We start from the raw sequence: 26,391 nt of genomic DNA, 5'->3' as shown, positions 1-26,391 counted from the left end.
CCGCACGGACATCGCCCGGTTGAGCGAGGAAGCGCCCTTCACACCGACCCCGGTCGCCACGGCGGCCGACCCCGCGGCTAGCCCCGTTCCGCCGCGCCAGACCGCGCGCGGCGGAGGGCAGATGGACCTGACCAGCGGACCAATCGCCAAGACGCTGATCATCTTCGCATTGCCAACGCTCGCGTCGAACGTCCTGCAAACGCTGTCGGGGTCGGTGAACTCGATCTGGGTCGGCCAGTTTCTCGGCGAGAGCGCGCTTGCCGCGACCGCCAATGCCAACATCATCATGTTCCTGATGTTCGCGACCTTCTTTGGCTTCGGCATGGCGGCCACGGTGCTGATCGGTCAGGCCATCGGGCGCGGCGACATCGACGCGGCGCGGCGCGCAAGCGGCGGCGTCATTGGCCTGTCGCTCATCTTTTCCGTGGCCATCGCCGTCGTCGGCTGGTTCGCATCCGACACGATATTGCACTGGCTCGAAACCCCCGCTGAAGCGTTCACGCTGGCGCATGACTATCTGCGCGTCACCTTCATCGCCGTGCCCGCCAGCATGTTGATGGTGACGCTGATGATGGCATCGCGCGGCGCGGGCGATGCGGTGACGCCGCTGCGCTTCATGATCCTGTCGGTCGTGCTCGATATTGTCTTCAACCCCGTGCTGATCCTGGGCTTGGGCCCCTTCCCGCAGATGGGCATCGCAGGCAGCGCGATGGCGACGGCGCTCGCCGGAACGATCAGCCTAGTCGCGATGATTGGCTGGTTCTATGCTAAGGACCATGTCCTGCGCCTGCGCGGCCGTGAACTCGCCTATCTTTATCCGAACTGGCAGGAACTACGCTTCATCTTTGGCAAAGGCGTGCCGATGGGTGCGCAGATGCTGGTGCTTTCGGGCGCAGGCCTTGTCATGGTCGGGCTGGTCAACCGCGAAGGGCTGGTGACCGCCGCCGCCTATGGCGCAACGCTGCAACTGTGGAATTACGTCCAGATGCCCGCTCTGGCGGTCGGCGCCGCAGTCAGCGCGATGGTAGCGCAGAATATCGGCGCACACCGCTGGGATCGCGTCTCGGCGACCACCAACAGCGGCATCGCGATCAACCTCGTCATGACCGGGGCGTTGATTATGCTGTTGCTGCTGTTCGATCGCCCGGCTCTCGGATTGTTCCTTGGCACCGAAAGCCCCGCGATAGACGTCGCGCGGCATATCCAGCTCATCGCGACCTGGACCTTCCTGCCCTTTGGCACGACGATCGTCCTCATCAGCACACTCCGCGCGAACGGTTCGGTGGTCCCGCCGCTGATCATCCTTTTCCTGTCGATGTTCCCGATCCGCCTCGGCATCTATTATTTCGCTTACCCCGCGCTCGGCGGCGACGCGATCTGGTGGAGCTTTCCCTTGTCCTCGCTCACGTCGCTGGCGATGGCCTGGGCATGGTATGCGCGCGGCACATGGCGCCGCCCGGTGCAACAAGCGCTGGCGCGATAACCGATGTCCTTTCGACCAAGGCGCCCGCTTCTTCGACTGGCGCCCCTGCACCGGCTGGCCTTCGATCGGGCTTTGGCGCTAGAAGCACGGCAATGAACATGAATATCGGCAAGGATGCACTGCGCGACCAGCGCGCGAAAATGCTGGCGGCGGCGCCCGATTGGCGCGCGTCCGACGCGCACGTCAATCCACGCGTTGCGATCGGCTCGATCATCGCGATGTGGCTGATCTATTTCGTGACCACCACCGGCCTCGCCCTGATGTCCGACGCCTCCGATCAATGGAGCTATGCCGGCCGCCGCGCGATCGTCGTCACGGCGGGAATATTGTGCACCTTCGTCCTCTATCAGCTGCTTCAGCGCGCGCAGCCGCAAAGCTTTGCCGCGCGGCTCGCCTCTGCACTGGGCGCCGCGATTCCGTTGGTCATCGTCTATGCGACCATCAACCTGCTCGTCTTCTATTACTGGTTTCCCATCTCCGATTCCGCAGAAATCATGAACGAAATGCAGTCGAAGCACCCGGGTTCGTGGGAAATCGTCCTGATCCTCGACAGTGCAATCCGCTGGTATTTCTTTTTCGCCGTCTGGGCCGCGCTCTATGTCGCGCTGGGCTATGCCAATGAAATGCGCGCGGTCGAACGGCGCGCGAACCATTTCCGGCTCGAGGCCAAAAATGCCCAGCTGCGCGCGCTCCATTATCAGGTCAATCCGCACTTCCTGTTCAACACATTGAATTCGCTGTCGACGCTGGTCATGCGCGGGTCGAAAAGCGAAGCCGAATCGATGATTATGAATCTGTCCTCGTTCCTGCGATCGAGCCTCGCCATCGATCCCGAACAGCTGGTCAGCCTCGACGAGGAAATCGCGCTCCAGCGGCTGTATCTCGACATCGAACAGACGCGCTTTCCCGACCGGTTGCAGGTCGAAGTCGCGGTGCCCGACGAGTTGAAAAACGCCTGCCTGCCGGTGCTGATCCTGCAACCCATCATCGAAAATGCGATCAAATATGGCGTCGGCCCCAGCAAGGGGAAGATCGCGATCCGGCTGGCCGCCAGCAGTGAATATGGCTTGCTTGTGCTCCGGATCGAAAATGACATCGACCCCAAGGCGCCGGTTCCCAATGGCGGAACGGGGCTGGGCCTCGGCAATGTGCGCGAGCGGTTGCTGACGCGCTATGGTCCGACGGCGGGCTGTGAATGGGGTCCGTCGGACGACGGCGGCTTCGCCGTGTCGCTTTGGTTGCCGCTGGCGCGGGAGAGGTGCTGACCATGATCCAGACAATACGAACATTGATCGTCGACGACGAGCCACTGGCGATCGAAAGGCTTCAGATCCTCGCCGGCCAGCAGGACGGCATCGCCCTTGTCGGCACCGCCAGCGATGGCGCCTCGGCGCTGCGCATGGTCGATGCGCTGTCGCCCGACCTCATACTCTGCGACATCGCGATGCCCGATCTCGACGGGTTGCAGGTCGCTGCCGCGCTCGACCAGTTCGAAAATCCGCCGGCGATCGTGTTCGTCACCGCCTTCGATCGCTATGCGGTCGCCGCTTTCGACGTTGCCGCGGTCGACTATCTGCTGAAGCCCGTGTCGCCCGACCGGCTGGGCCGCGCCATCGCGCGTGTGCGCGAATGGCGCGCGACCGACCGTGGCCACACGCAAAAGAGCAAATGGATCAACGAATTCTGGGTTCAGAACCGCGGCGAAATGCTGCGTGTGGACGCAACGCAGGTCGATCTGGTCGAGGCAGAGCGCGATTATATGCGCCTGCATGTCGGCGGCCGAAGCTGGCTGATCCACCAGACGATCAAGTCGCTCGAAGCGCGGATGAATCCCGACCAGTTCATGCGCATCCATCGATCGAAAATGGTACGGCGCGACGGCATTGTCGGGTTGAAGCATCATGGCGATGGCGCGTGGAGTGTCGACCTGGGCGAAGGCGGCGTGCACCGCATCGGCCGCACCTATCTCCACGACGTAAAGGCGATCATGCACCAGGCATGACCGCCTTTGCCGGCTCGATCATCGGGGGCCGTCAGGGGGCTGCGAACAGCTTGCCCTCGCGGTCGGCGAGCTGGGCGCCATTGCCGTTGAGCAAGCCCGCAAGCTGGGTGTCGACATTCCGCATTGCCTGAGCCCGGCAATCACGGGACGCAGCCTTTCGCCCGATATCAGCCCGCGTTTCCACTGCACACATGCGTTTCACTGCGCCCGAAACCCGCATCGCAAGCTGCTCGCGTCCGGAGACACTCGACAAATCGAGATCGCCGTAGTGCACGGCTGCGCGGGGCAGTTCGTTCTCGCTGGCCGCTACAGGAGCCGCAACGCCGGCGACTGCAACCGAAGCCGCCAGCAGAAGGTTGGTAAATTTCGCCATGGGGGGAGTCCTCTCTTCTGGTTGATGCGAGATACGAGGACCCAGACCGGGGTGACCAGCGCCCCCGTATCCCGCACCCCTTCAATGCCCCTGATGGCGCGCCGGCGCATCTGCGCTTCGACCGGACAGGCGTCACCGTCGATTGAAGGACGAAGGGCGTTGAGGCGTCGACGAACGGCCGACAGGCGGGCGCGGACTTGCAACACGACCGCCGCCATGGCCTTGTCGGCCAATGGCGAGACGCAAACATGCCGTTTCGAGTCGCGATCGCGGTCACCAGCTGCTGCGATGGCTGCTGCTCGTCATCGCCGGCCTCGGCGGCGGATTGCTTTTGGGAGAGATGGCGGCCGAGAATCTGCACGGTGTGACGGGCGGTACCAGCACATCCTACTCCGGGTTCAGCGCCAATCCCGAAGCGTCGATGCCTGTTGCCTTGCCGCCGGACGCCTGCCTCGATTGTCCCGACAGCTATGGCGTCGCAGTACGAATGCGCGCCGCCCGCGAACCGCGCATGGACGATGCCTTCCGCGAACTCGGTGCTGTGGATGCCGACCCGCAGCCGGTGAACGATCCCGCCGACGCATATCATTATGGCGGGCGCTTTCCGGATACGGTGTCGGGAGCGGCCGACATGCCCGCCCGTGATACGACCGCCCCGTTATCAAGCGGTCCCCAGCCCTGATCCGTTATTGGGGTTTTGGCGGTACCGGCTTGGCACAGCGGGTGAGATCGCCGGCCTTGCAGGCCGCGGCGTCGGCTTCCCACTTCATCCGTTCTTCGGCCGACAGGGCAGCAACGCGCGCCTTTTCGGCTTCATAGGCGGCGGTTTCCTCGGTGAACACCGTCTGGTCATGTGCGATCTGTTGCTGCGCCGCCGACACTTCCTGCTCGTAAGTGACGTTGTCCTGGCGCGCGCGCGACGCCTGCTCGGCGTTCAACCGTGCGGTGTTGGAAATTTCTTCCGGCGTGGTCCCGTGGGGCGCCTTGTTTTCGGCCGGGGTCAGCTTGGCCGCGGGAACGACCTTCTTGGCAGCGACGGTACCATGCGGTGCCTGGAAGGCGACCGCCTGTCCCGAACCAAACAACGCGATGGCTGCAGCGGCAGCCCAAATCGTCCTGGTCATCGCAATGTCTCCTTCAATCCAACGGTCCTGCGCGATTAACGCTTTAGCCTGTCCGGCGTTCCCGGCGCGATTTGACCGCAAAGCCATCGGCCGTCATGCTGGTTGCCCCCACCATGTCCGATCGGCCCACCCTTTGCCAGTCCCGTCGAAGCATCCCGTCAACCGCCCGGTGTTTTTCATCCCCCTCGCCGTCCTTTTGGCGGCGGTCCTGCTCAGCCTGTGGCAAGGGCCTGCTGTCGTCGCCACCGAAACGGCGATCAACGACTGGATCTTGCGCCATTTTTCACCGCTGTTCGCCTGGGCCGGGGTCGGTTTTCTCATGCTGCTGGCAGGCATCGCGTTGTCGCCGCTCGGCGGGCGGGTCATCGGAGGACCGCAGGCGCGGCCGATATTGACCCGCTGGCGCTGGTTTGCCGTCACTTTATGCACCACGATCGCCACCGGCATATTGTTCTGGGGCGCCGCCGAGCCCTTGTTTCACCTCAACGATCCGCCCGCGATGCTGGGGCTTCAGCCAGGCAGCGACGCCGCCGCGACCTTCGCCATGTCGACGATGTTTCTGCATTGGACGCTGACGCCCTACGCAATCTACACCGTCGCCGGGCTGGCCTTCGCCCTTGTCTATTATAACCGCCGTGAGCCCTTCAGCCTGTCGTCACTGTTCGTGCCTCTACTCGGACAGCGCGCGCATGGCCCGGTCGGAACCGGCATCGACATCGTCTGCCTCTATGCGCTGGTCGCCGGAATGGCGGCGTCGATGGGCGCTGGCATCCTCGCGCTCGCGGGCGGGATCGAGGGGATCGGCGGTTTTGCCGGCGGCGCACCGCTGCGCTGGGCGATCGCCGCTGCAATCGTCGGCAGTTTCCTGATTTCAGCGGCGACCGGCCTGCAAAAAGGTATCGCCGGGCTGTCGGTGCTCAACACTTGGCTGTTCTTCGCGATCATCGCCTTCGTCCTGATCGCCGGGCCGACGTCAGAGATGCTGGGACTGTCACTGAGCGGCGGCGCGGACTATTTCCGGACCTTCGTCCCCCGCAACCTCGGCCTCGATGTCGATACCGGCTGGCACCGGCAATGGACGATCTTCAACTGGGCGAACTGGTTCGCCTGGGCGCCAGTGACCGCATTGTTCCTCGGCCGGCTTGCCGTCGGATACAGCGTCCGCGCCTTTATCATGTACAATCTGATCCTGCCGTCGCTGTTCGGCGCGGTATGGATGACCGCGATTGCCGGCGCGACGATCGCCCTCGACCAGCAAAGCGGCGCCAGCCTCTACGCCATATTGACCGCGCAAGGCCCGGACCCGGTGCTGTTCCGCCTGTTCAGCGCTTTGGGCGGCGGCTCGGGTGTCGCCGCGATCGTGCTGTTCGCGATCTTCCTCTCCTACGTGGCCGGGGCGGACGCCAATGTCTCTGCAATGAGCGCGCTGTCGACCCACGGCATTTCGCCTGAAACCCCCGAGGCGCCGCTGGCCATCCAGACGGTGTGGGGGATCACGGTCGGGCTCGTTGCGCTGCTGCTGGTCGCCGGGGGCGGCATCGACGGCATCCGGATGATGTCGGTTCTCGGTGGCTTCCCGGCGCTGTTCGTCATCATCGGCGCGGCGCTATCGCTGGCCGTCATGGCGATGCGGGGACAGCCAGAAGCCGCCCCCGCCACATCCTGAGACCCCGCCTCAGGCCTTACCAGATTTTGGTACGATCCTCGGGTTTCAGCCAATATTTGGCGTCTGCGCCGACATTGAACGCTTTATACCAGGCATCGACATTGCGCACCGGGCCGATGATCCGCCAGCGCGCCGGGCTGTGCGGGTCGCTCGCGACCTGCTGCTTGACCGCATCCTCGCGCGCCTTGTCGCGCCACGCCTGCGCGAATGCCAGAAAGAAGCGCTGGTCGCCGGTCAACCCGTCGATCACCGGTGCGGGCCTGCCGCCCAGCGAACGGTGATAGGCGTCATAAGCCACCTCCAGACCGGCAAGATCGGCGATATTCTCCCCCATCGTCAGATCAGGATTGATAAATGCCCCGGGCGCCGCCTCATAACCCGCATATTGCGCGCCGAAGGCCTTGGCCTGCGCCTCGAAGCGCGCGGCATCTTCCGCCGTCCACCAATCGCGCACCGCGCCGCTCGCGTCGATCTTGCGTCCCTGATCGTCGAAGCCATGGGTGATCTCATGCCCGATCACCGCGCCGATCGCACCGTAATTGACGGCATCGTCGACGCTTTCGCTGAAATAGGGGGCTTGCAATATGCCCGCGGGAAACACGATCTTGTTCTCCAGCCCGCCATTATAGGCGTTTACCTCCTGCGGATTCATCGCCCATTTCTTGCGGTCGACCGGTTTGCCCAGATCCCCGAGCTGATAGGCATATTCGAACGCGGTACTGCGCTGCACATTGCCGTATAGGTCGGCGGGATTGATCTTCAGTCCCGAATAATCGCGCCACTTGTCGGGATAGCCGACCATCACGTCCATCTTGGCGAGCTTCGCCTGCGCGGCCTGCTTGGTCGCTGGCGCCATCCAGCTGTTGCCCGTTATGCGGTCGCCCATCGCCAGTTTCAGATTGGCGACGAGTATCTCCATCTTGGCCTTCGCGCTCGCCGGGAAATATTGCTTCGAATAGGTTTCGCCGACCAGTTCACCCAGACTGTCGCCGACCAGCACCAGCCCGCGATTCCAGCGCGGACGCAGTTCGGATACGCCGCTCAACACTTTGGTATACTGAAAACGGCTGTCGACGAAATCTTTCGACAAATAGGGTGCGGCGCTGTTCGCGACATGGAATTGCTGCCACAGCTTGATCGTATCGAGCGGCGTCTTCGCATAAAGCGCGGCGATATCGCGGATCGCCGTATTCTCGTTGACGATGATCCGCTTTTGCGGTGCGATCCCTGCGCCGGCGAACCAGGCACCCCAATCGAGCCCCGGCGCATAGGCGGCGAGCTGAACCGACGACATCGGGTTGTTGATCTTGCCGATGTCGCGGCGGTCGGCGACCGCCCAGCTGGCTTTCGCAATCGCGGTCTCGAACGCCATGATCGCATCGGCTGCCTTTTCGGGGCCGGCGTTGCCGATCATCTTCAGCGTCCGCGCGATATAGGCCCGATAGGCGTCGCGCTGCGGCTTGAACTTCTCGTCGAGATAATATTCGCGCTCGGGCAGCCCGATCCCGCCCTGCCCCAGCCACAGCACGTTCATCGTCGGATCGTCGGTGTCGGCATAGGGGCCACCGCCAACAATCGACACACCAAAACCGCCCTGGGTTTGCCCCATGAAGCGTGCCATGGCGCTTTTATCCTTGATCGCTCCGACCGCGGCAATGTCGGCCAGCAGCGGCTTCGCGCCCAGTGCATCGACGCGCGCCTCGTCCATAAAGCTTTGATAGAGGCCGCCGACCTGGCTCGTCGCCGGGGCGCCCGACACCACGGCGCGCAGCTGGCGCTGGGTCAGGTTGTAGACGTCATAATCGACTCCCGCCGAAGCCTGATCGGCCGGGATTTCGGTGCGCGCGAACCAGCCGCCATTGGCATATTTGTCGAAATCGTCACCGGGCTTCACCGACGTGTCGCGCGCGCTCAGGTCGACACCCCAGGTGCCGAAGGTCAGCGCGGTCAGCGATGCCTTGTCCGCAACCGGCGCTTCGCCAGCATCGTCCATCAATTGCGCGAACGGCGTCGGGTCATTCGCCAGCACGGGCGCCGCAACCAGCGCAGCGGCAACCGCAGCGTACGCCGCCCCACCAAAATATTTCGTCATTCCCCGGCTCCTTGCATTCCCGCGCCGTCCCGAACGGGACGGCAGGCATGATCCGCTTGTCCGCTCGGGACGCCAAACCGTCAAGCAGGCCGACGGGCATTGGTCGAAACCTCCCGGAGGTTGATGGAAATTGCGCGAAACCGAAGACGACAGTGCGCGCGCGCCCGCTAAAAGATCAGCCCCGTTTTCAGGATCAACTGGTTCTCGTCGGCAAAGCTGTCCGGGTTGATCCCGTCCACCAACTCCGGACCGATATCGACCGCGAAATCACTGCCAGCCCACAAGCGATATTTGATATAGAGCCGGTGTCGCCGGATATTCGGCACGCCGCCTGACAGTCGTTTCTGATACTCGAAACTGCCACCGGCGAAGACACCCGATTCAAGATCACCAGCGAGCATCAAATCATAACCGATCCGGCCGCCGATCATCACATGATCCTTCTTTTCATCAGCAGTCAACTTGCCGTCGCGCGTGATGTGGCCATACTGAAACAAGATGTCCGGTGTGCAACTCGCGCGAATTCCCGGGATGAAGGTTTCATGAAATTCGCGAATGCCGCACAGCCCCCCTGGCCCCACGAATTTATATGGCGAAAGCGTGACTTTGGTACGCAGCCTCTCACTATCCTTTACAAGATCGAACAGATAGGCACCGTCGAGGCTGACCGTCAGCGCGCGATCGGCTCTTCTCCCCGGAGCAAGATCAAAATACTGACTTCCGACAAGGCCAAGCTTGATGATTTCGGTATCCCCGTCGCGAAGTGTCGCGGGCGGCGTGGGCGGTGTCGCAGGCCTGGTTCGCGATCTGCTCAGTTCATAGCCGGCATAGGCGAACAGCGAACTGTCGTCCGTTTGGGGCACGATCTTCAACCCCAGAACGCCCTTTCCGGTTAATGTCGTGACCTGCTTGCGCGTCCCGTCATCAAGGAAACTGCGTACGCGCTCTAATCCCAACTGCGCCGCGCCCGCGGATTTGCGTTTTTCACCTGTCAGAGACAAGGCCTCGGGATTCTCTCTCAGGTTGAAATCAAAGACGAACTTTGACTTTTCATCCGTCGCCCCCTCGGAACCGGCGACCGAACCACCATCACCAGGCCCGGCCTTCTTCGCAACTTTGCATCGAACAATACCGCGATGATCGGCGAGCCAAAACCGTGAGGATTCGACTGGAGCATCCGCGACAATCCTGTTCTGAGCATCGTAAAGCTTCAACGACGCGACAGCGTCGGCGGCGATATTGTCCTGCAACGCCTTCATGGTGTTAAACAGTGCCCAGTCGATTTCGCTCGCTACGGCTGGCTTGCGATCGTCATTCACATTGTCGAAGGCCCCTGTCATCCTGCGGCGCGCACCGTCTGGCGACACCTGAACACCTGCCCGCGTCGCGGCAAAGAACCACAGCCCTTGCGGGTCGATGGCGACCCATTCGCTCTTGTCATCCTTGGCATCGGCAATGGGAGCAATACCGTTCCACGTCCGTTCGAACTTTGCAGCCGTGCACGCCTGCGCCGCAAGTTCCGCGGAATCAACTTGCGCCATGGCGGAAAGCGGCAACCCGCCGGCAAGAAACAGGAACGCCCCGCCGCGCAGCAGGCTGCGGGGGCGATGAGCCATGCTCCGGCTTCGTAGCGCTAGCATGTGATCGTCTCGACGATCTTTTTCTGCAGCTCCCACAGCTGCTTCGACCGATATCCCTCGAAATCGTCCGTGCCCGCGGTCTGACAGTTCACAATGCAGTCTTGCGTACCCTGCAGAACATCGCCCAAAAAGGCTTTCCACGGCATATTGTCCGCCAGCAACAGCGGCTCCTTTTCCGGTATCTTGAAGGTCCAGGCGCCTTTGAAATGGGGCAGTCGCCGCAAAATTGCGGCGCGGATCGCCCCGTTTACGCACTCGGTATGTGATGGCATCGCTGTTCCCCCAAACGCGACAAGACCGCTCAAGACTATGCATGGCCAGAACCGCGTATAGGATCAAAACGCCAAATCAGGTCCATTGCGGCGCCGGTCCGGCGTCCCTATCTTTCCATCGACGCACCCCTTGCGCATCAAGAACAAATCTGGAACAAACCTCCCTTATGAGTCTCACCCATATTTCGGTGCGCGGCGCGCGCGAGCATAATCTCAAGGGCGTGAACGTCGACCTGCCGCGCGATGCGCTGGTCGTCATCACCGGCTTGTCGGGCAGCGGCAAGTCCAGCCTCGCCTTCGACACCATCTATGCCGAGGGGCAACGGCGCTATGTGGAGTCGCTCTCCGCTTACGCGCGCCAGTTCCTCGAGATGATGCAAAAACCCGATGTCGAGCATATCGACGGGCTGTCGCCGGCGATCAGCATCGAACAGAAGACGACGTCGCGCAACCCGCGCTCGACCGTCGCGACGGTGACCGAAATCTACGACTATATGCGCTTGCTGTGGGCGCGCGTCGGCATCCCCTATTCGCCAACCACCGGCGAGCCGATCTCGGCGCAGACGGTCACCGACATGGTCGATCGCGTGATGCAATTGCCTGAGGGGACGCGCGCCTATCTGCTCGCACCGGTCGTGCGCGGGCGCAAGGGCGAGTATAAAAAGGAACTCGCGCAGTGGCAGAAGGACGGCTTCACCCGCGTCCGCATCGATGGCGAGTTTTACGAGATTGGCGAGGCGCCCAGCCTCGACAAGAAATACAAGCATGACATCGAGGTCGTCGTCGACCGTATCGCGGTGCGCGACGGCCTCGAAACGCGGCTCGCCGACAGCTTCGAGACCGCCCTCAAGCTCGCCGAGGGGCTGACCTATGTCGACCTCGCCGACGGCCCGGTCCCGGGGCGCGAGGAAGAGGATACCGGCGGCGCGATGAAGGGCGCGGGAATCCCCGCGAACCGCATCATCTTTTCCGAAAAATTCGCCTGCCCGGTCTCGGGCTTCACGATCGCCGAGATCGAACCGCGCCTGTTCAGCTTCAACGCGCCGCAGGGCGCCTGCCCCGCCTGCGACGGCCTCGGCGAGCGGCAGGAGTTCGACCCCGACCTCGTCGTCCCCAACCATGCGCTCAGCCTGAAAAAGGGCGCGGTCGTTCCGTGGGCGAAATCCAACCCGCCCTCGCCCTATTATATGCAGGTGCTCGAGAGCCTCGGCAAAGCCTATGGTTTCGACCTCACGACGCCGTGGCAGGATCTGCCGGGCGAGGTCCAGCTGATCATCCTCTATGGCACCGGCGGCAAACCGGTCGAGCTGATCTTCAAGGACGGCAAGCGCAGTTATTCGACCCACAAGGCGTTCGAAGGCGTGATCGGCAACCTCAACCGCCGCCTGCTCCAGACCGAAAGCGCGTGGATGCGCGAGGAGCTGAGCAAATATCAGACCGCACAGCCGTGCGAGACGTGCCACGGCGCGCGCCTGCGCCCCGAACCGCTCGCGGTGAAGATCGCGGGCGAGGATATCAGCATGTCGGCGCAGCGGTCGGTGGCCGACGCCCTGAACTGGTTCAGCACGCTCGACGAGAAGCTGAACGACACCCAGCGCCAGATCGCGAAGGCGATCCTCAAGGAAATCAACGAACGGCTGGGCTTCCTCAACAATGTCGGGCTCGATTACCTCAACCTCAACCGCACGTCGGGCACGCTGAGCGGGGGCGAGAGCCAGCGCATCCGCCTCGCCTCGCAGATCGGCAGCGGCCTGTCGGGGGTGCTCTATGTCCTCGACGAGCCCAGCATCGGGCTCCACCAGCGCGACAACGACCGGCTGCTCGCGACGCTCAAGCGTCTCCGCGACCTCGGCAATACGGTGATCGTCGTCGAGCATGACGAGGATGCGATCCGCCACGCCGACTATGTCGTCGACATGGGCCCCGGCGCGGGGCTCCATGGCGGCGAGATCGTTGCCGAGGGGACGCTGGAAGAGGTGCTGAAAAGCGAGACCAGCCTCACCGCCGCCTATCTCAACGGCAGCCGCAAGATCGACATTCCGGCGCACCGCCGCAAGGGCAATGGCTTCGACCTCGTGCTCAAGGGCGCGCGCGCGAACAATCTCAACAATGTCACCGCGAAAATCCCGCTCGGCACCTTCACCTGCGTCACCGGCCTGTCGGGATCGGGCAAGTCGAGCCTGATCATCGACACGCTTTACGCCAGCGCGGCGCGCATCCTCAACGGCGCGCGGATGGTCGCGGGGCCGCACGACAGCCTGAAGGGGCTGGAGCATTGCGACAAGGTGATCGACATCGACCAGTCGCCGATCGGCCGCACCCCGCGCAGCAATCCCGCGACCTACACGGGCGCCTTCACGATCATCCGCGACTGGTTCGCCGGCCTGCCCGAAAGCCAGGCGCGTGGCTATAAGCCCGGGCGTTTCAGCTTCAACGTCAAGGGCGGGCGGTGCGAGACCTGCACCGGCGACGGGCTGATCAAGATTGAAATGCACTTCCTGCCCGACGTCTATGTGACGTGCGAGACGTGCCACGGCAAACGCTACAACCGCGAAACGCTCGAGGTGAAGTTCAAGGGCCACAGCATCGCCGATGTGCTCGACATGACGGTCGAGGATGCGGCGGAATTCTTCAAGGCAGTGCCCTCGATCCGCGAGAAGATGGCGATGCTCGTCCGCGTCGGGCTCGGCTATGTCAAGGTCGGACAACAGGCGACGACCCTGTCGGGCGGCGAGGCGCAGCGCGTCAAGCTGGCCAAGGAACTGTCGCGCCGCTCGACCGGGCAGACGCTCTATATCCTCGACGAGCCGACCACCGGGCTGCATTTTGAAGATGTCCGCAAATTGCTTGAGGTGCTGCAGGCGCTGGTCGAACAGGGCAATAGTGTGATCGTCATCGAACATAATCTCGATGTCATCAAGACCGCCGACTATATCCTCGACCTCGGCCCCGAAGGCGGGGTCAAGGGCGGCGAGATTGTCGCCGCGGGGACACCCGAGCAGGTTGCGAAGAATCCCCGCAGCTTCACCGGCCAGTATCTGGCGCCGATGCTGGGAAAATAGAGCGACAAAAAGCGCGCAAATTCATGCAGTAACGCCCCGCGAAAGCGGGCGTTACTTACATGATTGACAATGAACCCCGGCCTTAGCAAGAGTTGCCCGCCGCGCTCTTGCGGTTGGGGGGAAATCAATGACCTTGTTAAAGGCTTCAACCGCTTTGGCGGTTTCTTTTGCTGTGCTCGCGGGCCCGGTTCATGCGCAGGGCAGCGCTGCACCGGCCACCACCACCGAAACCACCGCCGCGCCGGTCGTGATGACGCCCGCCACCCCCGCCCCGACGTTCGCCATCGTCACGCCGGGATCGGGACTGGCGCTGCCGGCCTATACCGACATCGTCCTGACCCCCGACAGCGAGGCGAACAGCAAGAAATTGCGCGAGGGCCATGTCGTGCCGATGCGGACGCTGTTCGACGTGATGCACAATGGCGTCGTCGTGATCCCGAAGGGCACGCGCGGTCACGGCACCGTCACCTGGCGCACCGGCAAGGGCGCGTTCGGCAAGTCGGCGAAGATGGAAATCACTTTCAACGAACTGACGCTGGCGAACGGCCACCGGCTCGCGCTGTCGGGCAAGCACCGGCAGGAAGGCCAGGGCAATACCGGCGCCGCCGTCGGCGCGGCGATCGCGGTCGGCGTGTTCGGTGCCTTCGTCACCGGCAAGTCGGCGATCATTCCGAGCGGCCAGCATCTGACCGCCCGCACCGCCGACCCGCTGCCCTATGCCATCCCGGCAGGCGCCCGCATCGTCCCGACCGCCGAGCTCGCCCCGGCGGGCCCGGCGGCGACGCTTGCCCCTGCGGCGGCCGAACCCGCCGCGACCGCGACGCCGACCAAGGGCTGAGCCGCAGATAAGATAAGAAGATGCGCGCCCCGGACTTCGGTCCGGGGCCATTCTGCTGCGCGGTCACAATGACATGGCAATCCAGCCCTGTTCGTCACCCCGGACTTGATCCGGGGTCCCGCTTCTCCACGTCGCAGAGCGGGACCCCGGATCAAGTCCGGGGTGACGAAGATGGGTGGCCGGGCGCCTGACCCATCAGCGTCGCGGTGATATCCTCGGCGGCATAAATCCGGATCACCGGCGGCTGCGGCGAGAGGGCGCGCATTTCGGCAACGAAAGCTGCGGACGCGGGCACCGCAAAATGGGCGCGCACCGCATCCATATCCGCCCACTCCTCGACAAAGACGAGGCGCGTGTCGTCCTCAACATCAACATGGCAATTATGCGCCAAGCACCCCACCTCGCCGCGCGACCGCGCGCTATGCTCCGCGCCGAGCGCGATCATGCGCTCGCGATGCTCGGGGGTCAGGATGACGTGGCCGGTGATGAGGATCATGTGGTAGCCGCCATGGTGCGTGGGCATTTCCAGCCATTTGATCAATCAACACTTGTTAATGGATTAGAGCAAACGATAAAAGAGTGGGAAGGCCAAGGGGAGCGAAGATTGCTAAACGAAAACCAAATTTCCGATGGAATTTACGGAACTAGATGGTTCCGCAGACTAGGCATCGCTTCTGTTCTAATTGCAATTCCTGCGGCCGTTATAAGCTTGCCTCCGGTCCAAGATCAAATTTTCGAGCGAGCCCCAAAGCTCGCGATCGAATTTACGAGTGAAATCCCCGTCCTGGACATTCGCCGCCCTATGGACGGCCTTTCAATTACCTTTAATGGATCGGACCTAAACACTTCTCGGGAATCCCTAGTTGCGGCAAGAATCATAGTGCGAAACTACGGAAAAACCGGAATAAAGGCTAACGATGTCTCCCCTTCCGATCCCATAGGGTTTCAAATTAAAGGCGGAGATATTGTAGAAATAACGGGGTTTAATGCCAGTACAGATCATTTGCGTAGGCTAGCGAAGCCTCTTCGATCTGGAAACAGGGTAGTCATAAGCCCTACGGTTATAATCGATCCCGGCAACACCTTAAGATTTGACGTTCTGGTGAAAAAACCAAGATCCTCGAAAATAATAATATCGCCCCTCGGAAAAGTAGCTGACTTGAAGTCGATAAAAGTAGACGACACGAGAGATTCTGCAAATCGCGAAAGCTTTGTGGAGCGCACATATGCCGGCGGGGGATTTGTACAAATCGCTAGAACCATTTCATATTTTTTGCTGGGTCTTTCTCTCGCGGCGGGATTCATATTTATCATATCCACCATCGAATCCGCATTCAAAAAATCCAGAGAGAAAAAGCGACGAATCATATCCCATAATTTCATTGCAGAAAGCTCGCATCGAAACAAAACAACAGATGCCATGTCTGCTTCCATATACTTTATTTTTGGAATAGAAGGGTTGAATTTTGTTATAAATAAGATAAAGTCTCTTAATATTTCTAGTCAAATTGGAAAAATTGAATCTGTAAATATAAAAGACATACTCGGCCCTAAAGAGTACCAACCCGATTTTAGCGGCTTCAATGATTTCCTAGATTCGTTTATGACATCTCCAAGCACCATTGAGCGAATTGAACGCCAACTCAATCTAGTCGACAAAGATCGGGTGAATGTTCAACAGGCATATGTAGCTTCTTTGGAAGCGATGGCATCGCTGGCGGGCGCGGCCGATGAAAAGAGGAAACTCGGGAATCGCCGCGATTTGGTGGACAAATACTCGTCCCGCAAAATTGAGCTAACTATCAAAGAGGGCGCCACTCTAGCGCGCACGGCGCTCATAAGTGCTATTTAACAAGCCCCCAAAGCGAGATGCTTAGTTACACTTCCATGACACTCGCTGTCACAAACTCGTCACACAAAACCCTCAGAGGGCAGTCAGCGAGTCGCCGCGGGGGTGGCGGCTTGGATCGGTAACGACCCCCTCTACAGGATTTGTCATGGCTCAGAAATTTGCCCCCCGGCTTCTTGGCACCGTCGGCGCCGCCGTGTGCGCGCTGGCGCTTTCCGCCTGTCAGGATCAGGCCTCCTCGGGCGGCGCCGCGCGCGATTATATCAGCGCCGTCGGCTCCTCGACCGTCTATCCCTTTGCAACCACGGTCGGCGAGAAATTCGCCGAAGCGACCGGCAACAAGACGCCCAAGATCGACAGCACGGGCACCGGCGGCGGTTTCGAACGCTTCTGCGCCGGCGTCGGCGGCGACACCCCCGACATCGCGAACGCATCGCGCCGCATCAAGAAGAAGGAATTCGACACCTGCGCCAAAAATGGCGTGAAGGACATCGTCGAAATCCAGATCGGCATCGACGGCATCGCGCTGGGCGAAGCGACGCGCGGCCCGGGCTTCAAGCTCAGCGAAGAAGATGTTTACAAGGCGCTGGCGGCAAACCCCTATGGCAAGCCCAACGCCGCGAAGACGTGGAAGGACGTGAACCCCGCGCTTCCCGCGGTCGCGATCTCGGTCTTCGGTCCGCCGTCGACCAGCGGCACCTATGACGCGTTCAAGGAACTGATCCTCGGCAAGGGCTGCGACGCCAACCCCGAGATGAAGGCGCTGAAGGACAGCGACAAGGAAAAGCACGAAGCGACCTGCACGACGCTGCGCGGCGCGCCCTATTATGTCGAGCAGGGCGAGAATGATAACCTCATCATCTCGAAGCTCGACAAGAACCCGACCAGCCTCGGCATCTTCGGCTTTTCGTACCTCGATGCGAACAAGGACAAGATCAAGGCGGTGCCGGTTCAGGGCGTCGCGCCGACCTATGCCGCGATCGCCGACGGCAGCTATCCGGGTTCGCGCCCGCTGTTCATCTATATCAAGAAAGCCCATGTCGGCGTGATCCCCGGGCTCGCCGAATATGTCGCCGAATTCCTGAAGGGCGCGGGCGAAGGCGGATATCTGAACGCCAAGGGCCTGATCGTGTCGCCGAAGGACATCGCCGCGACCGCGGCGGCGAACGGCAAGGCGATGACCGCGCTCGATGGTTCGGTGCTGAAGTAACGCCACCCCCCGCTGGCGGCTGGGTAGGTTCGCCCTGCCCGGCCGCCGATTTTTTCTGATTTGTGCAGGATGGAATTCGCGACGTGACCTTCAACGCCGCCGCCCTGTTGCTTTTGATCGCCGGCCTCGCGCTGATCGGCTGGCTGGCCGGGCGTGCGCGCTCGGCGATGCTGGCGGGCCGGTCGGGGACCAAGCTGCATTCGCGCCCGCAATATCATGGCTGGTATGTCGCGCTGTGGCTGTTCGCCCCCGCCGCGCTGTTCCTCGCCATATGGGCCAGCGTATCGCCCGCGCTCGTCACCAACCAGGTGCTCGCAAGCGAGGCAGCGCAGAGCCTGCCCGCCTTCGGCTTCGAGCGCGGGGCGATCCTGTCCGACGCGCGCGGGGTTGCCGAGGGCAAGCAGGCCGCCGTGCGCCTGCCCGCCGCCGCGCCGCTGGTGAAACCCTATGCCGACGCGAGCCAGAAATATGCGTGGATCGGCATTGCCGCGATGCTCGCGCTGGGGCTTGCGGGCGGACTGTACGCCTTCACGCGGATCAGGCCCGATTTCCGCGCGCGGACGCGGGTCGAGCGGATCGTCATGCTGCTGTTGCTGCTGGCGTCGCTCGTCGCGATCCTGACGACATTCGGCATCGTGCTGTCGCTGCTGTTTGAATCGATCCGCTTCTTCCGCCTCGTCTCGCCCGCCGAGCTCCTGTTCGGGACCAACTGGGCCCCGACGAGCGGCGCGCCGCAGGACGATACCTTCGGCGGCATCCCGCTGTTCTGGGGTACCGTGCTGATCGGCGCGATCATCGCGATGATCGTCGCCATCCCGATCGGGATGATGACCGCAGTCTACCTCACCCAATATGCCGCACCGACGGTGCGCAAATGGGTGAAGCCGATCCTCGAGATCCTCGCGGGCGTACCGACGGTGGTTTACGGCTATTTCGCCGCGCTGACGGTTGCTCCTGCCCTGCGCAATTTCGCGGTGATGCTCGGCATTCCCAACGCCTCGACCGAAAGCGCGCTCGCCGCGGGTATCGTGATGGGGGTGATGATCATTCCCTTCGTCTCCTCGATGGCCGACGACAGCATCAACGCGGTGCCGCAGGCGATGCGCGACGGGTCGCTGGCACTCGGCGCAACGCCGAACGAGACGATCCGCCAGGTGCTCATCCCCGCCGCGCTTCCGGGCGTGATGGGCGGCATATTGCTCGCGGTCAGCCGTGCAATCGGCGAGACGATGATCGTGGTCATGGCGGCGGGTCTCTCCGCCAACATGACCGCCAACCCCTTTGCCAGCGTCACCACGGTGACCGCGCAGATCGTGAAACTGCTCACCGGCGATCAGGAGTTCGACAGCGCGAAAACGCTCGCCGCCTTCGCGCTCGGCCTCGTGCTGTTCATCGTGACCTTGCTGCTCAACATCGTCGCGCTGCGCATCGTCAAAAAATATCGGGAAGCATATGAATAGAGCCACCGCCCCGACCGACTGGAAAGGCTCCGTGATGCAGAACCGCATCGCGAAGCGCTACGCCGCCGAACGCCGCTTCAAGCTGTTCGGGCTGGGCGCGGTGCTGCTCTCGGGCGCTTTCCTCGCCTTCCTGCTGTTCGTGATGGTCGGCAACGGCGCGCGCGGCTTCACCTACACCCATGTCGCGGTGCCGGTCGATTTCAAGGCGATGCCGCTGACGATCGACACGGCGCGGCTCGGCGATGCCGACGCGAACCAGATGATCGCGAACGCCGGCCTCGCCGACATCGTCGCCTTTGCCGCCGACGAGGCGCTGGGCGACGGCGGATCGGCGCTGATCAGCGAAAATGCGTGGAAGGAAGTGCGCAGCGCGATCATCGACGATCCCGAATTGCTCGAGGGCAAGACGGTATTCGACCTGCCCGCCTCGTCCGAAGTCGATATCGCGGCCAAGGATGGTGCCAAGGGCGCGCTCGGCGCGAAAGTCGATGCGCTGGAGAAGAGCGGCAAGCTGTCGACGGGCATCCACTGGCCCTTCTTCAAAAACGCCGACGCCACCGATCCCGCGGTCGCGGGCATATGGGGGGCGCTCAAGGGGTCGGTGCTGACGATCTTCATCGCCTTCATCATCGCCTTTCCGACCGGCGTCCTCGCGGCGCTCTATCTGGAAGAATATGCGGCGAAGAACCGCTGGACCGACCTGATCGAGGTATCGATCAACAATCTGGCGGCGGTGCCGTCGATCATCTTTGGTCTGCTCGCGCTCGCGGTGTTCATCAACTGGTTCGGCATATGCCAGGCGAGCCCGCTCGTCGGCGGGCTGACGCTCGCGCTGATGACGATGCCGGTGATCGTGATCGCCAGCCGCAACGCGATCAAGTCGGTGCCGCCGTCGATCCGCGATGCCGCTTTGGGTGTGGGCGCCAGCCCGGTGCAGGTGGTGTTCCACCATGTCCTGCCGCTCGCGCTGCCCGGCATCCTCACCGGCACCATCATCGGCATGGCGCGCGCGCTGGGCGAGACCGCGCCGCTGCTGCTCGTCGGGATGCGCGCCTTTATCGGTGACGTTCCAGGCGGCATCTGCTCGCCCTCGACGGTGCTGCCGATGCAGATCTTCCTCTGGTCGGACGAAGTCGACCGGGGCTTTGTCGAGAAAACCTCCGCCGCGATCATCGTGCTGCTTATCGTACTGCTGTCGATGAACGCCTTTGCGATCTATCTTCGCAACAAATTCGAACAACGCTGGTGAACATGACCCAAGACGATTTGACCATCGCCGACCCCAAGATGAAGGCGCACGGCGTCGACGTTTTCTATGGCGAGAAACAGGCGATCAAAAATGTGTCGATCGACGTCGGCACCGACCTCGTCACCGCCTTCATCGGCCCGTCGGGCTGCGGCAAGTCGACCTTCCTGCGCTCGCTGAACCGCATGAACGACACCGTTGCGAGCGCGAAAGTGACGGGCCGGATCGAACTCGACGGCGAAGATATCTATGCGCCGTCGATGGACGTCGTGCAGCTGCGCGCGCGCGTCGGCATGGTGTTCCAGAAACCGAACCCCTTCCCCAAATCGATCTATGACAATGTCGGTTATGGCCCGCGCATCCACGGCCTCGCGCCGGGCAAGGCCGACCTTGATGTCGTCGTCGAACGCGCGCTCGTCCGCGCCGGCCTGTGGGACGAGGTCAAGGACCGGCTCGGCGAGAGCGGCACCGCGCTGTCGGGCGGCCAGCAGCAGCGCTTGTGCATCGCGCGCGCCATCGCGGTCGATCCCGAAGTCATCCTGATGGACGAGCCCTGCTCGGCGCTCGACCCGATTGCGACCGCAAAGATCGAGGAACTGATCCACGAACTGCGCGGCAAATATGCGATCGTGATCGTCACGCACAATATGCAACAGGCGGCCCGCGTGTCGCAGCGCACCGCCTTTTTCCACCTCGGGACGCTGGTCGAATATGGCAAGACCACCGACATTTTCACCAACCCGAAGCAGGAACGCACCAAGGACTATATCACCGGCCGCTACGGCTAAGCCGCGGCGCAAAAGGACAAGAGTGATGGCACTAACGAACGATCATACCGTCAAGGCCTTCGACGAGGATCTGAACCGCCTGCGCGGACTGATCAGCGAAATGGGTGGCCGCGCCGAACAGGCGCTGCTCCAGGCGATGACCGCGCTTCACAAGGGCGACCTCGACCTCGCGGCACAGGTCGTGCGCGACGACAAAAAGATCGATGCGCTGGAGGCCGAGGTCGAACAGCTCGCGGTCCAGACGATCGCACTCCGCGCCCCGATGGCCGACGACCTCCGCGAAATGATCGCGGCGCTCAAGATCGTCTCGGTTGTCGAGCGCATCGGCGACTATGCGAAAAATATCGCCAAGCGCGTCGCGCTGATGGACCAGACGCGTTCGATCGAAGCGATCCCGGTCCTGATGTCGATGTCGTCGATCGTCGCGGAACTGATCCACGACGCGCTCGACAGCTTCGCGGCCCGCGACGCCGAACTCGCGGTGCGGGTGACCGTTCGCGACAAGAATGTCGACGATTTCTACAACAGCATCTTTCGCACCCTCGTCACCTTCATGATGGAAAATCCGAAATATATTTCGGAAAGCGCGCATCTGCTGTTCGTCGCCAAGAACCTCGAGCGCATGGGCGACCATGCGACCAACATCGCCGAGATGGTCTATTATGTCGTGACCGGCGAGCGGATGGAGGAACGCGAGCGCGGCGAACAGCCCGAAGATGGCGCCGCGGAACAGGAGCAAGGCTGATGCCCCAGCCCGACCTGCTGCTGATCGAGGATGACGAGGCAATCGCCGAACTCATCGTCTGGCATTTCGCGCGCGAGGGCTTTTCGGTCCGGCAAACGCCCGACGGTGAACAAGCCCTCGTCCTCGTCGAGGAACGCGTCCCCGACATCGTCCTGCTCGACTGGATGATCGAAAGCCTGCCCGGCATCGAAGTGTGCCGGCGCCTCCGCCGCAACCCGAAATCTGCGAATGTCCCGATCATCATGCTCACCGCGCGCGGCGAGGAAGAAGATCGCATCCGCGGCCTCGAGACCGGCGCCGACGATTATGTCACCAAGCCGTTCAGCCCGCGCGAACTGGTTGCACGCGTTCAGGCGGTCCTCCGCCGCCTCCGCCCCGCACTCGCCGGCGAGATGCTGAGCTATGCCGATATCGAGCTCGATTCGGTCGCGCACAAGGTCGTGCGGAACGGCCAGATCGTCGCAATGGGCCCCACCGAATTCCGCCTGCTGCGCCACTTCATGGAGCATCCGGGCCGCGTCTTCTCGCGCGGGCAATTGCTCGACAGCGTGTGGGGGCAGGACAGCGATATCGAGCTGCGCACCGTCGACGTCCATATCCGCCGCCTGCGCAAGGCGATCAACCTGCCGGGTACGGCTGACATCATCCGCACCGTGCGATCGGCAGGCTATGCGCTGGATTCGGGGAAAAACGGCTAAAGCCTGAGGCTTCGCACGGTCGTTGACGCCCTCGATTGACCAATGAGCATACGGATCATATATGGTTCGTATATTCACTGGCATCGAAGGAATACCCGTGGGCCTTATCAAAATTGACGACGACCTGCATGAGGAGGCCCGCCGGGCCAGCACGGTGATGTGCCGGTCGATCAACGCGCAGGCCGAATTCTGGATGAAGATCGGCCTGCTTGCCGAAGCCAATCCGACGCTATCGTTCAACGATATCATGAAGATGCAGCTCGGCGCGGCGCGGGTGAGCCTCGTCGATCTGGCCGCCGCCTGATATGGTCAAAACCCCGGACGAACTCGCGCTCATGCGCATATCGGGCAAGCTGCTGGCGTCGGTGTTCGAAATGCTCGACGGGCAACAACTCGCCGGCATGTCGACGCTGGCGATCAACGATCTGGTCGACCATTTCATCACGAAGGATCTTGCCGCCCGCCCGGCGAGCAAGGGGCAATATGGCTTCAAATATGTCCTGAACTGCTCGATCAACCATGTCGTTTGCCACGGCGTCCCCGATGCGGACGAGATCGTCCGCGACGGCGACATCATCAACCTCGACATCACGCTCGAGAAAAATGGCTTCATCGCCGATTCGAGCAAGACCTATCTGGTCGGCAATGTCGCACCCGCCGCGCGCCGGCTGGTACAGGTTGCCCAGGAGGCGATCTGGAAAGGCATCAGACAGGTGCGGCCCGGCGCCCATCTGGGCGACATCGGCTTCGCGATCGAACAGCATGCCAGAAAGAACCGCTATTCGGTCGTGCGCGAATATTGCGGCCACGGCATCGGCCGCGAGATGCACGAGGAGCCGTCAGTGCTCAATTTCGGGCGGCGCGGGACGGGTCTGAAGCTGCGCGAAGGCATGGTCTTTACGATCGAACCGATGGTCAATCAGGGCACCAGCAAGGTGTCAACCGCAAGCGACGGATGGACGGTCGTGACGAATGACCGGAAACTATCCGCCCAATTCGAACATACGGTCGCGGTCACCGAAAATGGCGTCGAAGTCCTGACCCTCCGCCGCGATGAAGCACCGATGCTGGAGCGTGCGGGATAGCATTTTCGGACGGCTGCGGAGATTTGATCCTCCCTGTCGCGAAGCGATGGGGAGGATCTCAACCTCATCTTTCGTCATCCCGGACTTGATCGGGGATCCATGACCGCCCTCGCCCTTCCGGACCCCGGATCAAGTCCGGGGTGACGAGGGTTAGATGCCACGCCGCAATCAGAAATCAATCTGCGTGCGCAGCCCGAATGTATCGGCCGAATAATCCCGGTCTCCCGTCGCGCTGGCGATCGCCGCGTCGTTGATCTTCACCCGGCCGTAATTGGCGGTCAGGCGAATATAGTCGATCGGCGCCCAGACGAGCCCGAGCAGCATGGTGCGCTGGCGCCCCCCGATAATGCCCGCATCGTTGAGGTCGAGATGGTCGTAACGTGCATTGACCTCGAACGCGCCAATCCCGCCTTCGGTGATCGGGTTCGACGGCTTCAGCCGGTCGAAACCGCCATCCTTATATCCGCGCGCGTCGCCGGGGGTCAGCACCATGCCGACCTCGGCATAGCCGCCGAAGAAGGTCGGATCGGCCAGCCCCGGGCGCTTCGCGGTCTGCCAGAAACCTTCGCCCGCCGCATGGAACGGGCCCGAAATCATTGCAGCCTCGACGCCCATGCCGCGCTCGCCGCTTGCGTCGAGCAGCCGCGTATCGACCAGCCGGACGTCGGTGGTGTGGGCGAAGGGCCGCGCGCGATAGCGGATCGTCGCGGCGGGGTCGTTGAAATCGCGCCAGTGGACCGAGCCGCCAAGATGAAGCTGGGTGTTGCCGAGCTTCGGCATCCAAACGATGCGACCATCGGCGCCGATGCTGTTGTTGCTGTCGTCGAGCAGGTCGTTGGCATTGTCACCGAACACCCCCGCCTGCACCAGCATATTGCCGCGCTTATATTGCGCCGACAGGCCCAGCTTGCGCTCGAAACCGAACGCCTGGGCAAAGGCCGCGCGCTCCATGAAGCTGGTGAACAGGTCGCTCGTCATCTCGTCGAGCGACCAGAAAGGCTTGATGTGGCCGACGGTGACCGACAGCGGCCCGGTGCCATAGGTGAAATAAACGTCGGTCAGTTCGACCGAGCTGTTCGCGATATCGGCCTCGACGCGATAGGAGACGCCGCCGGGGATCTTGCCGTCAACGCCCAGATAGACGCGGCGGAACTCTGTCTTCATGCCGCCGCGCGCGCCGGTTACCCCGGGCGGGGTATCGACGCTGGCAACATCGATCTGCACCCGGCCACGCGGCTTGAAGCTCCAGCCGTCGGCGGTCTTGATTTCGGGAGCGCCCTTCCAGCTGATTTCAGTCGCCGGCTTTGCGGTGACCGGAGGCGCGGCGGGCGCCGTCGGTGCGGAGGCTGCCACGGGCGGCGCCAGCGTCGCTGCATCAAGCCGGGTTTCGAGCGTCTGCACTTGCGCCTTCAACGCCGCGAGTTCGGCGCGCAGCGCGGCGGCTTCGTCGGCGGTCATCGCCTGCGCATGTGCCGTGCCCGGCAGGCTGAACATCGTGGTGCCCAGCAGGGCGGCGATCAGAAAGGGACGCATGGGTTGCTCCGTTGCGAAAGGTGACAATCTGGAGGCGCTGTTATGACCGAAGGATGACAGATGCACGTCAATTGGATGACATTTTTGTTTCATCGTCGCTTTTCACTCGATGCTTGCCAGCCGCCCCCGAACGGCTAAGGACAATCCGGTTTTTTTGAGCAACTTTTTCTGACGACTTTTCAGGAGATCATCATGACGATCAAATTTGACGGACGCGTTGCTATTGTCACCGGCGCGGGCGGCGGCCTTGGCCGCGCCTATGCGCTCGAACTGGCGCGACGCGGCGCCAAGGTGGTCGTCAACGACCTCGGCGGATCGCGCGACGGCACCGGTCATTCGGACGCCGCACTTCAGGTGGTCGAAGAGATCAAGGCCTTCGGCGGCACGGCGATGTCGAACGGCGGCAGCGTCACCGAATATGACCAGATGGTCGAAATGATCGCCAAGGCGAAGGAAGAATGGGGCGGCGTCCATATCGTCATCAACAACGCCGGTATCCTCCGCGACAAGAGCTTCGCCAAGATGACGCCCGAGGATTTCGATCTGGTGCTGAAGGTGCATGTCAGTGGCAGCGCCAACGTCACCAAGGCGGTGTGGGATACGATGCGCGAGCAGGCTTATGGCCGCCTGCTGATGACCGCATCCTCGACCGGCCTCTACGGCAATTTCGGCCAGGCCAATTATGGCGCGGCGAAGCTCGGTCTCGCGGGGCTGACCAAGACGCTCCACCTCGAAGGCGCGAAATATAACATCCGCTGCAACACGATCGCCCCGGTCGCAGGCACCCGGATGACCGAAGATATTTTCCCCGCCGAACTGTTCGAAAAATTCACGCCGGAGAATGTCGTCCCCGCCGCGCTCTATCTGGTCAGCGAAGATGCGCCGACCAACATGATCATCGGTGCAGGCGCTGGCGCCTATCATGCCGCCTATGTCACCATGACCCCCGGCGTCGCGCTGCCCGAGGGTGAGCGCACCCCCGAAGGCGTCGCGGCGGCTTGGGACAAGATCATCGACCGCGCGGGCGAAACCGTTCCCCAGTCGGGCAGCGAGCAGTCGATGGCCGTGATGAAGGCGCTGCAGGCGCTGGGTTGACAGCTATCGCCCTTACCACGTCACCCCGGGCTTGATCCGGGACCTGCCCTTTCCCGAAGGAAGAGGCGGGCCGGGTCGGGCCCGGCATGACGAAATGAGGGAACTGTGGCGGGGGGGCCCCCCCCCCCCC

24 protein-coding genes are annotated in these 26,391 nt (G+C 62.4%); 17 read left to right on the top strand and 7 right to left on the bottom strand.

What is annotated here, in order from left to right:
* Positions 1-19 precede the first annotated feature (19 nt).
* From AC1RRJ_RS05815 to AC1RRJ_RS05805, 3 genes are all read left to right on the top strand, one after another.
* On the top strand, positions 20-1,483 hold the full coding sequence (locus AC1RRJ_RS05815; RefSeq protein ID WP_493120815.1) for an MATE family efflux transporter: 1,464 nt from the start codon (positions 20-22) through the stop codon (positions 1,481-1,483).
* Between the two features lie 92 nt (positions 1,484-1,575).
* Positions 1,576-2,748, top strand: a complete 1,173-nt coding sequence (locus AC1RRJ_RS05810) for a sensor histidine kinase (protein WP_493120814.1) — start codon at positions 1,576-1,578, stop codon at positions 2,746-2,748.
* Positions 2,749-2,750: 2 nt separating this feature from the next.
* A complete protein-coding gene (locus AC1RRJ_RS05805; protein ID WP_493120813.1) occupies positions 2,751-3,485 on the top strand; it encodes a LytR/AlgR family response regulator transcription factor in 735 nt (244 codons plus the stop codon).
* Between the two features lie 31 nt (positions 3,486-3,516).
* Here the strand turns inward: AC1RRJ_RS05805 and AC1RRJ_RS05800 are convergent, their stop codons facing one another.
* Entirely contained in the window at positions 3,517-3,858 is a 342-nt protein-coding gene (locus AC1RRJ_RS05800) for a UrcA family protein (protein ID WP_493120812.1), read from the bottom strand.
* Positions 3,859-4,090: 232 nt separating this feature from the next.
* Here AC1RRJ_RS05800 and AC1RRJ_RS05795 point away from each other — a divergent pair, with 232 nt between their 5' ends.
* Positions 4,091-4,540: a hypothetical protein gene (locus AC1RRJ_RS05795; protein ID WP_493120811.1), complete on the top strand. Its 450-nt coding sequence runs from the start codon at positions 4,091-4,093 to the stop codon at positions 4,538-4,540.
* Between the two features lie 4 nt (positions 4,541-4,544).
* Here the strand turns inward: AC1RRJ_RS05795 and AC1RRJ_RS05790 are convergent, their stop codons facing one another.
* Positions 4,545-4,982 carry a hypothetical protein gene (locus AC1RRJ_RS05790; protein ID WP_493120810.1) on the bottom strand — a complete coding sequence of 146 codons (438 nt, stop codon included), beginning with the start codon at positions 4,980-4,982 and terminating at the stop codon, positions 4,545-4,547.
* 169 nt (positions 4,983-5,151) lie between these two features.
* On the opposite strand from AC1RRJ_RS05790, the gene AC1RRJ_RS05785 reads away from it, so the two are divergent.
* Positions 5,152-6,648, top strand: a complete 1,497-nt coding sequence (locus AC1RRJ_RS05785) for a BCCT family transporter (RefSeq protein WP_493120809.1) — start codon at positions 5,152-5,154, stop codon at positions 6,646-6,648.
* A 16-nt stretch (positions 6,649-6,664) separates the two neighbouring features.
* Here the strand turns inward: AC1RRJ_RS05785 and AC1RRJ_RS05780 are convergent, their stop codons facing one another.
* The 3 genes from AC1RRJ_RS05780 to AC1RRJ_RS05770 all read right to left on the bottom strand — a co-directional run bounded on the left by AC1RRJ_RS05780 (position 6,665) and on the right by AC1RRJ_RS05770 (position 10,685).
* Positions 6,665-8,740, bottom strand: coding sequence for a M13 family metallopeptidase (locus AC1RRJ_RS05780; protein ID WP_493120808.1), 2,076 nt, complete (start codon positions 8,738-8,740; stop codon positions 6,665-6,667).
* A gap of 167 nt (positions 8,741-8,907) precedes the next feature.
* A complete protein-coding gene (locus AC1RRJ_RS05775) occupies positions 8,908-10,356 on the bottom strand; it encodes a hypothetical protein (RefSeq protein WP_493120807.1) in 1,449 nt (482 codons plus the stop codon).
* A 17-nt stretch (positions 10,357-10,373) separates the two neighbouring features.
* Positions 10,374-10,685 (bottom strand): hypothetical protein, encoded by a 312-nt coding sequence (locus AC1RRJ_RS05770; RefSeq protein ID WP_493120806.1) that lies wholly within the window; start codon positions 10,683-10,685, stop codon positions 10,374-10,376.
* A gap of 134 nt (positions 10,686-10,819) precedes the next feature.
* Between AC1RRJ_RS05770 and uvrA the strand changes: the two genes are divergently transcribed.
* Positions 10,820-13,714, top strand: a complete 2,895-nt coding sequence (uvrA, locus tag AC1RRJ_RS05765; protein ID WP_493120805.1) for an excinuclease ABC subunit UvrA — start codon at positions 10,820-10,822, stop codon at positions 13,712-13,714.
* Between the two features lie 154 nt (positions 13,715-13,868).
* Entirely contained in the window at positions 13,869-14,552 is a 684-nt protein-coding gene (locus tag AC1RRJ_RS05760) for a hypothetical protein (protein ID WP_493120804.1), read from the top strand.
* A 151-nt stretch (positions 14,553-14,703) separates the two neighbouring features.
* Here the strand turns inward: AC1RRJ_RS05760 and AC1RRJ_RS05755 are convergent, their stop codons facing one another.
* Positions 14,704-15,048, bottom strand: coding sequence for a putative quinol monooxygenase (locus tag AC1RRJ_RS05755; RefSeq protein WP_493120803.1), 345 nt, complete (start codon positions 15,046-15,048; stop codon positions 14,704-14,706).
* Here AC1RRJ_RS05755 and AC1RRJ_RS05750 point away from each other — a divergent pair.
* The 9 genes from AC1RRJ_RS05750 to map all read left to right on the top strand — a co-directional run bounded on the left by AC1RRJ_RS05750 (position 15,028) and on the right by map (position 23,633).
* On the top strand, positions 15,028-16,404 hold the full coding sequence (locus AC1RRJ_RS05750; RefSeq protein ID WP_493120802.1) for a hypothetical protein: 1,377 nt from the start codon (positions 15,028-15,030) through the stop codon (positions 16,402-16,404). The genes AC1RRJ_RS05755 and AC1RRJ_RS05750 overlap by 21 nt on opposite strands.
* 145 nt (positions 16,405-16,549) lie before the next feature.
* Positions 16,550-17,611, top strand: coding sequence for a substrate-binding domain-containing protein (locus AC1RRJ_RS05745; protein ID WP_493120801.1), 1,062 nt, complete (start codon positions 16,550-16,552; stop codon positions 17,609-17,611).
* An 83-nt stretch (positions 17,612-17,694) separates the two neighbouring features.
* Positions 17,695-19,071 (top strand): phosphate ABC transporter permease subunit PstC, encoded by a 1,377-nt coding sequence (gene pstC, locus AC1RRJ_RS05740; protein WP_493120800.1) that lies wholly within the window; start codon positions 17,695-17,697, stop codon positions 19,069-19,071.
* Entirely contained in the window at positions 19,064-20,320 is a 1,257-nt protein-coding gene (gene pstA, locus AC1RRJ_RS05735; protein ID WP_493120799.1) for a phosphate ABC transporter permease PstA, read from the top strand. The genes pstC and pstA overlap by 8 nt, the downstream gene beginning before the upstream one ends.
* A gap of 2 nt (positions 20,321-20,322) precedes the next feature.
* On the top strand, positions 20,323-21,105 hold the full coding sequence (gene pstB, locus AC1RRJ_RS05730; protein WP_493121776.1) for a phosphate ABC transporter ATP-binding protein PstB: 783 nt from the start codon (positions 20,323-20,325) through the stop codon (positions 21,103-21,105).
* A 25-nt stretch (positions 21,106-21,130) separates the two neighbouring features.
* Complete coding sequence (gene phoU / locus AC1RRJ_RS05725) at positions 21,131-21,850, top strand: phosphate signaling complex protein PhoU (protein ID WP_493120798.1); 720 nt, start codon at positions 21,131-21,133, stop codon at positions 21,848-21,850.
* Positions 21,850-22,548, top strand: coding sequence for a phosphate regulon transcriptional regulator PhoB (gene phoB / locus AC1RRJ_RS05720; RefSeq protein ID WP_493120797.1), 699 nt, complete (start codon positions 21,850-21,852; stop codon positions 22,546-22,548). The genes phoU and phoB overlap by 1 nt, the downstream gene beginning before the upstream one ends.
* A gap of 97 nt (positions 22,549-22,645) precedes the next feature.
* On the top strand, positions 22,646-22,852 hold the full coding sequence (locus tag AC1RRJ_RS05715) for a ParD-like family protein (protein ID WP_493120796.1): 207 nt from the start codon (positions 22,646-22,648) through the stop codon (positions 22,850-22,852).
* Between the two features lies 1 nt (position 22,853).
* Positions 22,854-23,633 carry a type I methionyl aminopeptidase gene (gene map / locus AC1RRJ_RS05710; RefSeq protein ID WP_493120795.1) on the top strand — a complete coding sequence of 260 codons (780 nt, stop codon included), beginning with the start codon at positions 22,854-22,856 and terminating at the stop codon, positions 23,631-23,633.
* Positions 23,634-23,801: 168 nt separating this feature from the next.
* Here the strand turns inward: map and AC1RRJ_RS05705 are convergent, their stop codons facing one another.
* Positions 23,802-25,166 (bottom strand): OprO/OprP family phosphate-selective porin, encoded by a 1,365-nt coding sequence (locus AC1RRJ_RS05705; RefSeq protein WP_493120794.1) that lies wholly within the window; start codon positions 25,164-25,166, stop codon positions 23,802-23,804.
* 192 nt (positions 25,167-25,358) lie between these two features.
* Between AC1RRJ_RS05705 and AC1RRJ_RS05700 the strand changes: the two genes are divergently transcribed.
* On the top strand, positions 25,359-26,261 hold the full coding sequence (locus tag AC1RRJ_RS05700) for an SDR family oxidoreductase (RefSeq protein ID WP_493120793.1): 903 nt from the start codon (positions 25,359-25,361) through the stop codon (positions 26,259-26,261).
* Positions 26,262-26,391: the final 130 nt, after the last annotated feature.

This window comes from Sphingopyxis sp. GW821-FHT12C06 (assembly GCF_058807415.1).
Note: the sequence above shows the minus strand (reverse complement) of the source record. Positions and strands in the feature narration are given on the sequence as shown.